The organism is Streptomyces sp. DvalAA-43, assembly GCF_900091725.1.
GTDB classification, from domain to species: domain Bacteria; phylum Actinomycetota; class Actinomycetes; order Streptomycetales; family Streptomycetaceae; genus Streptomyces; species Streptomyces pulveraceus.
The window spans coordinates 49,201-63,826 of the sequence record NZ_FMBW01000079.1 but is presented as its reverse complement, the minus strand read 5'-3'; the positions used below and the strand labels follow the sequence as shown (position 1 = coordinate 63,826).

The 14,626-nt window shown below is 72.3% G+C and carries 11 protein-coding genes; 3 read left to right on the top strand and 8 right to left on the bottom strand.

Features of this window, described 5'->3' with window-relative positions:
• From GA0115234_RS33600 to GA0115234_RS33580, 5 genes are all read right to left on the bottom strand, one after another.
• The coding region (locus GA0115234_RS33600) for an NAD(P)-binding domain-containing protein (protein ID WP_161275711.1) at positions 1-489 on the bottom strand (489 nt) is incomplete at its 3' end.
• Between the two features lie 99 nt (positions 490-588).
• Positions 589-1,116, bottom strand: a complete 528-nt coding sequence (gene ilvN, locus GA0115234_RS33595) for an acetolactate synthase small subunit (protein ID WP_093549302.1) — start codon at positions 1,114-1,116, stop codon at positions 589-591.
• 22 nt (positions 1,117-1,138) lie between these two features.
• Positions 1,139-2,995: an acetolactate synthase large subunit gene (locus GA0115234_RS33590; protein WP_093549300.1), complete on the bottom strand. Its 1,857-nt coding sequence runs from the start codon at positions 2,993-2,995 to the stop codon at positions 1,139-1,141.
• A 216-nt stretch (positions 2,996-3,211) separates the two neighbouring features.
• A complete protein-coding gene (locus tag GA0115234_RS33585; RefSeq protein ID WP_093549297.1) occupies positions 3,212-6,046 on the bottom strand; it encodes an EAL domain-containing protein in 2,835 nt (944 codons plus the stop codon).
• A 276-nt stretch (positions 6,047-6,322) separates the two neighbouring features.
• Positions 6,323-7,285: a 2-hydroxyacid dehydrogenase gene (locus GA0115234_RS33580; protein ID WP_093549296.1), complete on the bottom strand. Its 963-nt coding sequence runs from the start codon at positions 7,283-7,285 to the stop codon at positions 6,323-6,325.
• A gap of 169 nt (positions 7,286-7,454) precedes the next feature.
• On the opposite strand from GA0115234_RS33580, the gene GA0115234_RS33575 reads away from it, so the two are divergent.
• From GA0115234_RS33575 to GA0115234_RS33565, 3 genes are all read left to right on the top strand, one after another.
• Positions 7,455-8,411 carry an aldo/keto reductase gene (locus GA0115234_RS33575; protein WP_176729347.1) on the top strand — a complete coding sequence of 319 codons (957 nt, stop codon included), beginning with the start codon at positions 7,455-7,457 and terminating at the stop codon, positions 8,409-8,411.
• A gap of 242 nt (positions 8,412-8,653) precedes the next feature.
• A complete protein-coding gene (locus GA0115234_RS33570; protein WP_093549292.1) occupies positions 8,654-9,808 on the top strand; it encodes a PQQ-dependent sugar dehydrogenase in 1,155 nt (384 codons plus the stop codon).
• Positions 9,809-9,839: 31 nt separating this feature from the next.
• Entirely contained in the window at positions 9,840-10,103 is a 264-nt protein-coding gene (locus GA0115234_RS33565; RefSeq protein ID WP_093549313.1) for a DUF6191 domain-containing protein, read from the top strand.
• A gap of 40 nt (positions 10,104-10,143) precedes the next feature.
• Here GA0115234_RS33565 and GA0115234_RS33560 read toward each other — a convergent pair whose 3' ends face one another.
• The 3 genes from GA0115234_RS33560 to GA0115234_RS33550 form a co-directional block, all read right to left on the bottom strand.
• Positions 10,144-13,305, bottom strand: coding sequence for a helix-turn-helix transcriptional regulator (locus GA0115234_RS33560; RefSeq protein WP_161275710.1), 3,162 nt, complete (start codon positions 13,303-13,305; stop codon positions 10,144-10,146).
• A gap of 203 nt (positions 13,306-13,508) precedes the next feature.
• On the bottom strand, positions 13,509-13,697 hold the full coding sequence (locus GA0115234_RS33555; protein WP_093549290.1) for a hypothetical protein: 189 nt from the start codon (positions 13,695-13,697) through the stop codon (positions 13,509-13,511).
• A gap of 249 nt (positions 13,698-13,946) precedes the next feature.
• Entirely contained in the window at positions 13,947-14,585 is a 639-nt protein-coding gene (locus GA0115234_RS33550) for a hypothetical protein (RefSeq protein WP_176729345.1), read from the bottom strand.
• Positions 14,586-14,626 lie beyond the last annotated feature (41 nt).

The following is a 14,626-nucleotide window of genomic DNA, read 5'->3' as shown; positions in this document are numbered from 1 at the left end:
CGCCAGGCCGTTGCCCGAGGGGTCCTGCTCGACGGCCACGATGCACGGAACACCACGGCCCTCCTCGTACTGACGGCGCACCAGGTGCCCCGGGCCCTTCGGCGCGACCATGCAGACGTCCACACCGGCCGGCGGCTTGATGAAGTCGAAACGGATGTTCAGGCCGTGCCCGAAGAACAGCGCGTCGCCGTCCTTGAGGTTGTCCTTGATGGACTCCTCGTAGACCTGGGCCTGGATCGGGTCCGGGACCAGGATCATGATGACGTCGGCCTCGGCCGCCGCCTCGGACGGCGTCACCACACGCAGACCCTGTTCCTCGGCCTTCGCCCTGGACTTCGAGCCCTCGTGCAGACCCACCCGGACATCGACACCCGAGTCACGCAGCGACAGCGCGTGGGCGTGGCCCTGGCTGCCGTAACCGATGACCGCGACCTTGCGGCCCTGGATGATGGACAGGTCGGCATCGTCGTCGTAGAACAGCTCGGCCACTGGGTCTCTCCTTGGTGTGCAGGTGTTGCGTCCCACCGTACGGCGGGGTGCGTCAGATACGTTTTCGGGTCTCGCCATACGAGCGGCGAGGTGGCGGTACTACGCCGTGCGGTCGAGGGCGCGCAGCGACCGGTCGGTGATCGAGCGCGCGCCGCGTCCTATGGCGATGGTGCCGGACTGGACCAGCTCCTTGATGCCGTACTGCTCCAGCATCTTGAGCATGGCCTCCAGCTTGTCGGCGCCGCCGGTCGCCTCGATCGTGACGGCCTCCGGGGAGACGTCCACGGTCTTGGCGCGGAACAGCTTGACGATCTCGACGATCTGGGAGCGGGTCTCGTTGTCGGCGCGGACCTTCACCAGGACGAGTTCGCGCTGGATCGCAGCGGAGTGCTCGAGTTCGACGATCTTCAGGACGTTGACCAGCTTGTTGAGCTGCTTGGTCACCTGCTCCAGGGGCAGGTCCTCGACACCCACCACGATGGTGATGCGGGAGATGTCGGGGTGTTCGGTGGTACCGACCGCGAGCGAGTCGATGTTGAAGCCGCGGCGGGAGAACAGGGCGGTGATCCGGGCGAGGACACCGGGCTTGTTCTCGACCAGGACGGAGAGCGTGTGCTTGGTGGACATGGAGTCGGTCTCTCTCTGTCTCTCAGTCGTCTTCGTTGTCGCCGAAGTCGGGACGGACCCCGCGGGCGGCCATGACCTCGTCGTTGGAGGTGCCGGCAGCGACCATCGGCCACACCATGGCGTCCTCGTGGACGATGAAGTCCACCACGACGGGGCGGTCGTTGATGGAGTTGGCCTCTTCGATGACCTTGTCCAGGTCGGCCGGGTCCTCGCAGCGGATCGCGTAGCAGCCCATGGCCTCGGACAGCTTGACGAAGTCCGGGACGCGGGTGCCCTTCGCCGGGACGCCCTCGGTGTCCGCGCCGGAGTGCAGCACGGTGTTGGAATACCGCTGGTTGTAGAACAGGGTCTGCCACTGGCGGACCATCCCGAGCGCGCCGTTGTTGATGATCGCGACCTTGATCGGGATGTTGTTGAGCGCGCAGGTGGTGAGTTCCTGGTTGGTCATCTGGAAGCAGCCGTCGCCGTCGATCGCCCAGACCGTGCGGTCCGGCATCCCGGCCTTGGCGCCCATCGCGGCCGGGACCGCGTACCCCATCGTTCCGGCGCCGCCGGAGTTCAGCCAGGTGGCGGGCTGCTCGTACTGGATGAAGTGCGAGGCCCACATCTGGTGCTGGCCGACGCCCGCCGCGAAGATCGTGCCCTCGGGGGCGAGCTGTCCGATGCGCTGGATGACCTGCTGCGGCGAGAGGCTGCCGTCCTCGGGCAGGTCGTAGCCGAGCGGGTAGGTGTCGCGCCAGCGGTTGAGGTCCTTCCACCAGGCCGCGTAGTCACCGACATGGCCCTCGGTGTGCTCGGCCTGGACCGCCTGGACCAGGTCGGCCAGGACCTCGCGGGCGTCCCCGACGATCGGGACGTCGGCGACACGGTTCTTGCCGATCTCGGCGGGGTCGATGTCGGCGTGGACGATCTTGGCGTACGGGGCGAAGCTGTCCAGCTTGCCGGTGACGCGGTCGTCGAAACGGGCTCCGAGGGCGACGATCAGGTCGGCCTTCTGCAGCGCGGTGACGGCGGTGACCGCACCGTGCATGCCCGGCATTCCGACGTGCAGCGGGTGGCTGTCGGGGAACGCGCCGAGCGCCATCAGGGTGGTGGTGACGGGCGCTCCGGTGAGCTCCGCGAGGACCTTCAGTTCGGCGGTGGCCCCCGCCTTGATGACACCGCCGCCGACGTACAGCACCGGCCGCTTGGCCTGGGTGATCAGCTTGGCGGCCTCGCGGATCTGCTTGGCGTGCGGCTTGGTGACCGGGCGGTAGCCGGGCAGATCCTGGGTCGGCGGCCAGCTGAACGTGGTCTGCGCCTGCAGGGCGTCCTTGGCGATGTCGACGAGGACGGGGCCCGGACGGCCGGTGGAGGCGATGTGGAAGGCCTCGGCGATCGTGTGCGGGATGTCCTCGGCCTTGGTGACCAGGAAGTTGTGCTTGGTGACCGGCATGGTGATGCCGCAGATGTCGGCTTCCTGGAAGGCGTCCGTGCCGATCGCCTTGGAGGCGACCTGGCCGGTGATCGCGACCAGCGGGACGGAGTCCATGTGGGCGTCGGCGATCGGGGTGACCAGGTTGGTGGCGCCGGGGCCGGAGGTCGCCATGCAGACGCCGACCTTGCCGGTGGCCTGCGCGTAGCCGGTGGCCGCGTGCCCGGCACCCTGCTCGTGGCGGACCAGCACATGGCGGACCCGGGTGGAGTCCATCATCGGGTCGTACGCCGGAAGGATGGCGCCGCCGGGAATGCCGAATACCGTGTCGGCCCCCACCTCTTCAAGGGAGCGGATGAGGGACTGCGCACCCGTGACGTGCTCAACGGTGGCGGCGGACGGTCCGCCGTTACGGGCCCGCGGCTGGGGATGGTGGGCCCCGGTGGCCTGCTCGGTCATCGGCATTCTCTTCTCGAAGCTGAGGGTTTCTGCGGGTGTTTTGCAACAGTTTGCGTGGTGCCGGTGCAACAAAAAACCCCTCGTGCCGTGAGGCAAGCGAGGGGAGCGCGTCGGTGCGGTCTGCAGAGTGCCTGGCGGGACTCTGCTTCAGCCGACGCGCTTTCCAAGTACGAGAATTCGGGTGCGCATGGCAATGACCCTCTCTCCGACGCACTCGGCGTGTCAAGTGGGTGGGATGGGCGTCTCAGCATGTGAGCCGCTGAGCAGGGGGATCGAGCCACCGGCCAGGACGGGCTGGGCCAGGGCGCTGCCGGGCACCGGGAACTCTCCGCGGGCCAGGGCGCGGCGCAGCCGGTACTCGTCGAGCGGCCCGGAGAAGGCCATTCCCTGGCCGTGCGTACAGCCCATGGCGCGCAGCGCGAGGACCTGTTCCGGTACGTCGACCCCGTCGGCCACGGACTGCATGCCGAGGTCGCAGGCGATGCGCAGCAGGCCGCTGGTGATCTTGTGCAGCCGGGCGGACTCCACCACGCCCTCGACGAGACCGCGGTCCAGCTTCAGTACGTCGATGGGGAGACGGCGCAGGGCGTTGATCGCGGCATAGCCGCTGCCGAAACCGTCGAGCGCGATGCGGACACCGATGCGGCGCAGGGCCACGAGCCGTTGCTCCAGTTCGTCGAAGGAGATCCGGGGGTCGCTGTCGGAGACCTCGATCATCAGCGCCCCGGAGGGCAGGCCGTGCCGGGTGAGCAGCGCCTCGACGGAACCGAACGGCATTCCCTTGTCGAGGAGTCGGCGGGCCGGGAGCCGCACGGCGACGGAGACCGGGTGTCCTGCCCTGGCCCGCTCGGCGGCCTGCTCGACGGCCTCTTCGAGGAGCCAGCGACCGAGCTCGGCGGTGCGGTCGCCGTCCTCGGTGACGCGGAGGAACTCGGCCGGGGTGAACAGGATGCCCTGGGCGGAGCGCCAGCGGGCCTGGGCGGCGACGGCGGCGACCGTGCCGCTGGCGAGATGGACGACGGGCTGGTGGAGCAGGGCGAACTCGCCGTCGCGCAGGGCGGTGCGCAGCCGGGCCGTCAGCTCGGAGCGGCGTACGACATCGGCCTGCATCTGCGGGGCGTACAGCTCGACGCGGTCCTTGCCGCCCGCCTTGGCGCGGTACATGGCGAGGTCGGCGTTGCGCATGAGGTCGCTGGGGCTGATGCCGGGCTCGGCGAAGGCGACCCCGATGGACGCGGCCACCCGGACGTCACCGGTGCCGATCCGGTACGGCTGAGACAGGGTGAGGCGCAGCCGGTCGGCGATCTCGTGGACCTGGCATTCCCGGGCGGACTGGTCCCGGGTGCCGTCGCCCAGGATGATCGCCGCGAATTCGTCGCCGCCGAGCCGGGCCGCTGTGTCACCGGCCCGGACGGACTCGTGGAGGCGGCGGGCGGCCTGGATGAGGAGTTCGTCGCCGGTCTGATGACCGAGGCGGTCGTTGACCGCCTTGAAGCCGTCGAGGTCGATGAAGAGCACGGCGGTGCCGGGGTCGCCGGAGCGGCGGCCGCCGAGGGCCTGGCGGACCCGCTTGGTGAACAGGGCGCGGTTGGGCAGGTCGGTAAGGGGGTCATGCTCGGCGTTGTGCTGCAACTGCGCCTGGAGCCGGACCCGTTCGGTCACGTCGCGGCTGTTGAGGATCAGGCCGCCCTGATGGCGGTTGACCGTGGATTCGACATTGAGCCAGTCGCCCGTACCGGACCTGAAGCGGCACTCGATCCGGGTGGTGGGCTCCTCGCTCGGCGGGGCGGCGAGGAAGCGGCGCACCTCGTGGACCACCCGCCCCAGGTCCTCGGGGTGGATGATCGAAGCGAGCTCGGCGCCGACCAGGTCGTCGGCCTCGCGCCCGTACACCCCGGCGGCGGCGGGGCTGACATAGCGCAGCACCCCGGTGGGGGCGGCGATCATGATGACGTCGCTGGAGCCCTGCACCAGGGAGCGGAAGTGGTTCTCCTTCTGAGCCAGTTCCTGGGTGAGGGCGATGTTGTCGACGAGCATGATGCCCTGCCGGACGACCAGGGCGAGCACCACCGTGCAGCCGGTGAAGATCACCACGCGGTCCACCCGGCGGCCCTCGACGGCGCTGTAGAGGATGCCGAGGGTGCAGACGGCGGCGGCGAGGTAGGGCGTCAGCGCGGCCAGCGACCCCGCGATGGGGCGGCTGACGGGCTGCGCGCTCCGCGGCGGGAAAGCGTTGTCCGCGACCCTGTTCGCGCCCCAGGGGGCGTACGCGAGGAGCAGGGAGCCGGCGAACCAGCCCGCGTCCAGCATCTGGCCCGAGTGGTAGGTCTGGCGCAGCAGCGGTGAGGTGAACAGGGCGTCGGACAGGACCGTCAGGGCGAGCGCGGCGACGGCGGTGTTCACCGCGGAGCGGTTGACGTTCGACCGCCGGAAGTGCAGGGCCAGCACCATGGAGACCAGCACGATGTCGAGCAGCGGATAGGCCAGCGCGAGCGCCGCGCGGGCCACGCTCACGCCCTCGGCGTCCACCACATGCGCGGTGTGGGCGAGGGCGAGGCTCCAGGAGAGCGTGAGGAGCGAGCCGCCGATCAGCCAGGCGTCCAGCGCGAGGCAGAGCCAGCCGGCCCGGGTGACGGGGCGCTTGGCGAGGACGAGCAGCCCGACGATGGCGGGCGGCGCGAAGCAGACGAAGAAGAGGTCGGCCAGGGACGGGGTCGGCACCGGGAGCCCGAGCACGACCTCGTACCAGCCCCAGACCGCGTTGCCCGCGGAGGCCATGAACGAGGAGAACGCGAAGAGCAGCCAGGCGGGGCGGAACCGGATGCTGCCGGCCCGCGCGTAGCGGAAGCAGGAGACGGCCGCGATCAGCGCCGCCGCGCTGAGACCGAAATCCCCCATGAACAGTGCCAGTTGCGGCGAGCCCCAGCCGAAGGCCGAGCCGACGGCGAAGCCGGCCCAGACGACGCCGAGAAGGATCTGCCAGACCAGCGCGGACGCGCCGCCGGCGGCCGACCTCCGGGAGAGGAGCGCGCCGAGGGCGTCGGCCGGCGCGCTCACCGGGGCGCCCCCGGCGTCGTCGGGTGCGCGCGCACCCGGCGTCCTGTCGGCCCCCGTCGGCTGTCCGGCGGTGTCGGATCATGCACCCATCGGCTGTACATCGCCCGTCGCCCCCTTGCGTGTCGCTTCCTCCCCGGCGCCGTCCCTTCCACAGCGCAGCGCCCCCTTTCCGGACGATACACCAGACTCGTCACGCAGGGACATAGTTCCTCTACTCTCCGTGACGACCTGGGAGTTGTCCGGAACGCAGTGCGACAGCGGGCCTGCGCAGCGTGGTCAGCCGAGGGTGTGTACCACGTTCCGCACCGGCTCTCCCGCGGCGAACAGGCTCAGCTGCCCGGCCAGCAGCCGTTTGGCGCGCGGCTCGAAGGCCGAGGTGCTGCCGCCGACATGAGGAGTGATCAGGACGTGGGGAGCATGCCAGAGAGGGTGGCCGGCGGGCAGGGGTTCCGGGTCGGTGACGTCGAGGGCGGCCCGCAGCCGGCCGGACTGGAGTTCGAGCAGCAGCGCCTCGGTGTCGACGACGCCGCCGCGTGCGACGTTCACGAGCAGCGCACCGTCCGGCATCGCGGCGAGGAACTCCGCGTCGACCAGCCCTTGTGTGGACGGGTTCAGTGGAGTGGACAGCACGACGACATCGGCATCGGGCAGGAGCGCCGGCAGGTCGTCGAGCGTGTGTACGGGGCCGCGTGCGGTTGTCCGCGCGGAGCGCGCGACGCGCGCCACCCGCGCGCACTCGAAGGGCGCGAGCCGGTCCTCGATGGCGGCGCCGATCGATCCGTACCCCACGATCAGCACGGACTTGTCGGCGAGCGCGGGATAGAAGCCGGACCGCCACTCCTCCTTGTCCTGGCCGTGGACGAACCCGGGAACGCCGCGCAGGGAGGAGAGGATCAGGGTGAGGGCGAGCTCCGCGGTGGAGGCCTCGTGGACCCCCTTGGCGTTGCAGAGCCGCACCCCGGCCGGCAGCAGACCGAGCGCGGGCTCGACGTGGTCGATGCCCGCGGAGAGCGTCTGCACGACCCGGACGCCCGCCATGGCGCCGAGCGGCCGGACCGCGACCGCGGGGCCCTTCATGTACGGCACGACGTAGAAGGCGCAGTCGGCGGGGTCGGCGGGGTAGTCCGGTTCGCCGTCCCACAGCCGGTAGGTGAGCCCCTCGGGGAGCCCTTCGATCTCGTCGGCCGGGAACGGCAGCCATACCTCGGGCGTCTTCGCCTCGTCGGGGGTCTTCGTCATGGTCAGGAGGCTAATCGGTGGAGGCCGTGCGAAGGGTGGCGGGCGGCAGAGGTTACTTTGGGGTGCGGTGCGGTCCCGTGGACGGCGGGGCAAGGGCCCGGTTCGGCGGCGGGGCCCGGGGAGGGTCGGGGAGTTGGAGCGCAGGAGTCTCGGTGCGGCGGCGCTCGCCGTGGGCGCGGTCGGCCTCGGCTGCATGCCGATGAACTGGGCGTACAGTGCCTCGCAGCAGCGCGGTGACCGTGCGTTGCGTACGGTGCACGCCGCGCTGGACGCGGGTGTCCAACTGCTCGACACGGCCGACATGTACGGCCCGTTCACCAATGAGCTGCTGGTGGGGCGGGCGCTGAAGGGCCGCAGGTCGGACGCGTTCGTCTCCACCAAGTGCGGACTGCTGGTGGGCGATCAGCACATCGTGGCCAATGGCCGGCCCGGCTATGTGCGGCGGGCCTGCGACGCCTCGCTGCGCCGGCTGCAGACCGATGTGATCGATCTGTACCAGCTGCACCGGGCCGACCCCGAGGTGCCGGTGGAGGAGACCTGGGGCGCGATGGCGGAGCTGGTGACCGCCGGAAAGGTGCGGGCGCTCGGGCTCTGCGCGGTCGGGGCGCGCGCTTCGCGCCGGTCGGGTTCCCGGACGTACGACGAAACGATCCGTCAGCTGGACCGGGTGCAGCAGGTCTTCCCGGTGAGCGCGGTGGAGGCGGAGCTCTCGGTCTGGTCGCCGGAGGCGCTGGAATCGCTGCTTCCGTGGTGCTCGGCGCGCGGTGTGGGGCTGCTGGCGGCGATGCCGCTGGGGAACGGCTATCTGACGGGCACGCTGACGCCGGGGCAGGGTTTCGAGCCGGAGGATCTGCGGGCCCGGCATCCCCGGTTCACGGCGGAGATGATGGCGGCGAACCAGCCGGTGGTCGTGGGGCTGCGGCGGATCGCCGAGCGGCACGGGGCGACCGCCGCGCAGGTGGCGCTGGCCTGGGTGCTGCGGCAGGGTCCGCATGTGGTGCCGGTGCCGGGGACCAAGCGGGAGCACTGGGCGGTGGAGAACGCGGGGGCGGCCGGACTGACCCTGACGGCGCGGGATCTGGCGGAGATCACCCGGTTGCCCCGGGCCCAGGGGTCGTGGGACTGACGATCCGCCCCCGTGCGTGGGCACCGGTCGGCAGAATGGGCGGGCATCGGAGCCCCAGGCCGGGACCGCGGTGCGAGGACAGTGGAGGCTGCGGTCGGGTGGCAGAGGACCGCGGTCGGGTGGCCGTCGAAGGGATCGGTGCTGTGCGCGGTGTTCTGTTCGGATCTGGCGGTGCTCCGTCCGGGCCTGTACGAGGCCCCGCCGGGGCGCGGGGCCGGGGTCGGGGGCTGCGCCGCGGGACGGTGGCCGCGCTGGCCGCGGGCGCGCTGGTGCTGACCGCGGGGTGCTCCTCGGACGGAGGCTCCGGCGGCACGGCGGGTGTCGGGACGCCGCGGGTCCCCCGTTCCTCCCCCGCCGCCCCGAAACCGTCCGCCTCGCCCGACCTGCCGCCCGCGAAGGGCTCGGTACGGGTGGTGTCGACGCTCACCGAGGGCCTGGACTCGCCCTGGGGCCTGGCGGCCCTGCCCGGCGGCGATCTGCTGGTCTCCTCCCGCGACAAGGGCACGATCACCCGGATCGACGGGAAGACCGGGAAGAAGACGCTGCTGGGCGCGGTGCCCGGGGTGTCGCCCGCCGGTGAGGGCGGGCTGCTGGGACTCGCGGTCTCCCCCACGTACGGCGCGGACCATCTGGTCTACGCCTATTTCACGACCGAGTCCGACAACCGCATCGCGCGCATGCAGTACGACGAGAACGGCACGACGCCCGGGAGGCTGCTGGGCGCGCCGGACACGATCCTGCGCGGCATCCCCAAGGGGTCGATCCACAACGGCGGGCGGATCGCCTTCGGCCCGGACCACATGCTGTACGCGGGCACCGGGGAGACCGGCGACGACGGGCTCGCCCAGGACAAGAAGTCACTGGCCGGCAAGATCCTGCGGATGACCCCGGACGGGGAGCCGCTGCACGGCAATCCGGCGGCCGACTCCGTGGTGTATTCGTACGGCCACCGCAATGTGCAGGGGCTGGCCTGGGACGGGCAGGAGCAGCTGTGGGCGTCCGAATTCGGGCGGGACACCTGGGACGAGCTGAACCGGATCGTGCCGGGCGGGAATTATGGCTGGCCGGAGGTCGAGGGCAAGGCGGGGAAGAAGGGCTTCATCGATCCCGTGGCACAGTGGAAGACGTCCGAGGCGTCCCCGAGCGGGCTCGCCTTCGCCAAGGGTTCGCTCTGGATGGCGGGCCTGCGCGGCAAGCGGCTCTGGCGGATCCCGTTGTCCGGGGGCGACAGGGAACCTCTCGCGGCCCCGCAGTCGTTCCTGGAAGGGAAGTACGGCCGCCTGCGCACCGTGCTCGCCGCGGGCGGCGACAAGCTCTGGCTCGTCACGAGCAATACGGACACCCGTGGCACCCCGAAGCCGGGAGACGACAGGATCCTGGTGCTGGCGGTGCGGTAGCGGCTACAGCAGGTGAAAGGGCGTGCGGCCGGTGTTCAACTTCTTCGAGGAACTCTTCGCACCGGGCCGCAAGCATGCCGCCGACGAACAGAAGCGGCTGGAGCTGACCCGGGTGGATCTCGGTGTCGGCGACCCGGGGCGCGGGCCGATAGACCTGGCCTCCGGGAAGGTGGTCGTCAGACCGTCCGGCGCGGGCTCGGACGCGGGCTCCGACGCGGACCCTGGGTCCGATCAGGGCCAGGGGTCCGCGCAGGACCCGGCGCCGGAGGCGGACGCGGACGCCCCGGACGCGTAGGGGTGACCGGGCGGGGCGGGCCGCGTCCGGGCGGTTCCGGTCAGGGGGCGCTCCCGGCGGGGTACAGGCGGAGCCGGTGGGCGAGGGCGGCGGCCTCGCCGCGGCTGGAGACGCCGAGCTTGGCGAGGATGCTGGAGACGTGCACGCTCGCGGTCTTGGGCGAGATGTAGAGCTCCTCGGCGATCCTGCGGTTGGTGTGGCCCGCGGCGACCAGCCGGTGCACATCCTGTTCGCGCCGCGTCAGCCCGAAGGACTCCACCGCGGCCGCGGCCGCTTCGCGCAGACGGTCCTCGGTGCGCTCCGGGTCCGTGGCCGCGTCGCCGGTTGCGTTGGCGTCCTGGACGGTGACGGCGGCCGGGATCCCGGGTTCGGCGCCGCTCCCCGGTGCGGTGAGCGCGATCCGGGCACGGCCGGCCAGCAGCTCGATGGTCTCGGCCAGCGGACGCGCGCCGAGGCGCACGGCGGTGCGGTGGGCCTCGCTCAGCAGGGTGGTGGCGGTGGGCCGGTCGCCCGAGGCGATGAGCAGGGCCTCGGCCCAGCGGTGCTGGACCTGGGCCAGCTCGTACGGGCGGTGCAGGGGCGCGAAGGCGGCCGCCGCGCGGGACCAGTGGCCGGGGGTGTCCAGTCCCTCCGCCCTGGCCAGTTCGGCATCGATGAGGACACCGTGGGCGGCCCAGACGGGGACGAGCGTCGGCAGCCCCTTCAGATGGGCGCGGATGGTGGCGAGGATCGCCGGGCGGCCGGGCTCGGCGGCGGGCAGGCCCCTGGCGTCGGCCTCGGCGGCGGCCGCTGCGCGCAGCAGCGGCAGGGCGTACCGCTGGGTGCCGGGCGGGAATCCCTGCGCCGAGCAGGCCTCCAGCTCGGCCCGTGCCTCGGCGAGACGGCCCTGCTGCGCGGCGAGGGCGATGGCATGGCGGGCCGGGGCGATGACGTGCTGGGGCTGCGGGTCGCAGGAGCCGAAGCCGCGCCGGGCCAGGGCGAGTTGCAGCTCGGCCTCGGCCAGGTCGCCCCGGGCCAGGGCGAGTTCGGTACGGCGCGAGGCCACGAGTCCCTGCGCCTTGCCGGACCGGGCGGCGCGGGCCGCCGCGTCGGTGGTGGCCCGGCTCTCGTCCCAGTGGCCCAGGGAGAACAGCGAGGTGGCCCGGTTGCAGCGGACCCAGGCCTCCATGTCGACGATGCCGTGGCTGAGGCTGATCTCGATGCCGTGGTCGGCGGCGGCCACGGCCTCCAGGGAGCGGCCCATCGATTCGAGGGTGGAGGGGAGGTTGATGCCGGCCCGGCTCATGACGCCGACCAGGTGCAGTGCGTCGGCGCGGTCGCGGACGGCGTACATCTCGGCGATGCCCTCGTCGACGCCGCCCGCCTCGGCGGTGAGCCAGCCGCGGGTGAGCCGGGCGTGCAGCTCGATGTACTCGTCGCCGACCAGCCTGGCGTACTCCACCGCCCGGTCGGCGGCGAGCAGGGTCTCGGGGCCGGGGCGGTGCAGGGCGCCCCATCCCGCCACGCTCATCAGGACGTCGGCGTGCACGGCGGACGGGGGCAGGCCGCGGACCAGCTCCTGGGCGGTGTCCAGCTCCTCGCGGCCGTCGCCGCGGGTGAGGTCCTGCATCAGCCGGGAGCGCTGGACCCAGAACCAGGCGGCGCGCAGCGGGTCGTCCTCGCCCTCCAGCACCCGCACGGCCTTCCTGGCGATGGCCAGGGCCCGTTCGCGCTCCCCGCCGAACCGGGCGGCGACGGCGGCCTCGGCCATCAGGTCGAGGTAGCGCAGGGGTGTGGTGTCGGGGTCGCAGCCGCAGGCCGGGTAGCTCTCGGCGTAGTCGATGGGCCGCAGGGTGCGGCGTACGTCGTCGGGGGCGTCGTCCCACAGCTCCATCGCCCGTTCCAGCAGCCGGAGCTGTTCGGCGAACGCGTAGCGGCGGCGGGCCTCGACGGAGGCCTTCAGCACGGCGGGCAGGGCCTTGGCGGCGTCGTGCGCGCCGTACCAGTAGCTGGCGAGGCGGGTGGCGCGTTCCCCGGCGCGGACGAGGGTGGGGTCGGCCTCCAGGGCCTGTGCGTAACGGCGGTTGAGCCGGGAGCGTTCGCCGGGCAGCAGGTCGTCGCTGACGGCCTCGCGGACCAGGGAGTGCCGGAAGCGGTAGCCGTTGCCCTCCGGGGTGGTGAGCAGCAGGTTGGCGCCGACGGCCGCGCGCAGCGCCTCGATGAGTTCGTCCTCGGTCAGCCGGGCGACCGCGGCCAGCAGTCCGTACTCGACGGTGGAGCCGCCCTCGGCGACGATCCGGGCGATCTGCTGGGCGTCGTCGGGGAGCGCCTCGACGCGTACGAGCAGCAGGTCGCGCAGGGAGTCGGAGAGCCGGGAGTGGTCACCGCTCTCCAGGCTGCAGGCGAGTTCCTCGACGAAGAAGGCGTTGCCGTCGGAGCGTTCGAAGATCTCGTCCACCAGGGCGGCCTCGGGGGTGGCGGCGAGGATCCCGGTGAGCTGACGGCGGACCTCGGCGCGGGTGAAGCGGGCGAGTTCGATCCGGCGGACGGTGCGCAGCCGGTCCAGTTCGGCGAGGAGGGGGCGCAGGGGGTGGCGGCGGTGGATGTCGTCCGAACGGTAGGTGCCGATCACCACGAGGCGGCCGTTGCGCACGGTGCGGAAGAGGTAGGCGAGGAGGTGGCGGGTGGAGGCGTCGGCCCAGTGCAGGTCTTCGAGGACGAGGACGACGGTACGCGCGGCGGAGATGCGTTCCAGGAGTCTGGCGGTGAGCTCGAAGAGGCGGGCGGTGCTGTGCTCGTCGGTGGCGTCCCGGTCGGCCTCGCCGAGTTCGGGGAGCAGCCGGGCCAGCTCGCCCTCCTGCCCGGCGCAGGCCGCGGCGACCTCGTCGGGCAGGGTGCGGCGCAGGGCCCGCAGCGCGGTGGAGAACGGGGCGTAGGGCAGGCCGTCGGCGCCTACCTCGACGCAGCCGCCGACGGCGACGACCGCGTCGCGGCGTGCCGCCGCCGCGAGGAACTCCTCGACCAGCCGGGTCTTGCCGACCCCCGCCTCACCGCCGATGAGCAGCGCCTGTGGTTCGCCGGGGGCGTCGGCGCCGCCGGTCCCGTCCGAGCCGCGGGTGCCCTGCGCGCGGGCACGGGCGAGGGCGTCGACGAGCGAGGCGAACTCGCCCTCACGGCCGACGAACACGGGACTGACGGACCTGGTCTCCACGTCGCCGAGCATCGCATACGGGCCGGATCGCGCGGGCCCCGGTCGGGGGCCGCAGGGCGCCGGTCCGGTGGGCGCCGGCCTCGCGAGCACCGGCCCATCAGACTCCGGCCCGGCGGACACCGGCCCACCAGACGTCGGCCCATCAGACTCCGGCCCGACCGGCACCGGCCTGCCAGGCACCGACCCGGCGGACACCGGGCGTCGGCGCGCGGTCCTCACGCGGCGTGGGCGAATCGCTCCCGGTCGGTGCTCGCCGGTCTCCCCGCCGCCCTGCGCCGGGATGCCCGCCGGGCGGCCCTGCGGGCATCCCGGCGGGCGCGGACGGTCTGCCGGACCACCCGCTCCCGCTCGGCCCGGCCGAGCAGTTCGGCCACGTGCAGCCTGTTGATTTCAAACGTGTCCATGTTCTTCTCCCGGAGGACGACGGCCGGTCGGGGCCGTTCGGTGGCGGCAGGGTTTCTGCCGTGCCGCCACTGTCGTCTTCCGGGAGGTGCTGCCGCATCGGGCAGGATCCGCATCTTCGCGGTACGGAATGCCTTAGCGCGTCGCGGACACCGCCGCATACGGGGCGGGGTGGCCGGGGCGGATGCCTTAGGCCGGTGGGAAAAGGTCCCGCCCGTTCCGTAGTCGCCCAGGGCCTTCGCCCCTCGTCCTCACTGGGCGGCGCCCGCGGTCGGCAGCGGCACGATGAGGTCGAAGTACATGCCGATGGAGATCACCAGGCCGAGGACACCGAGGGCGATGCCGGCGGTCGCGACGGCCCGCACCCAGCCGGGCTGCGGGTGCGCGGAGGGTGCGCCGAAGGCCGGGCGGACCAGGGCGAAGACTCCGGCCAGCAGGGCGAGCAGGGCGAACAGTCCGTTGACCAGTGCGGTGGAGTGCCAGGCGTCCCCGTAGATCTCGGAGATCTGCTGGGCGGCGGTGCTGTTGGACGAGGTCTTGATCTGGCCGATCAGGGTCTCGCGCTCGGCGGCGAACTTGCCGGTCCAGGAGCCGGTGAGCGCGACGACGCCGAGTGCGGCCGCGGCCACGGCGGAGGCCGCCGCGCCGAGTCCGGAGGGCTCCTTCGCCGGGTCGTCGAAGTCGTCCGGGTCCAGGTCCTCGGTCTCCGCGAGCGCCTCCCCGGCTCCGTCGTCGGCCCTGTCGTCGGCCCCGTCAGTGCCCTTGCTGTCGGCCTTGCCCGTGTCGAACGCGGTCTTCTCGGTCGCGATCTTCTCGGTCGAGATCTCCTCGGCATCGGGAGCCGAGGGGGCGGTGGGGTCGGTGGGGTTGGCGGAAGTCGTGGGGTTCATGTCGCGCACGCTAGGCGGCCCGGATGAGAGCCCCCTTAACG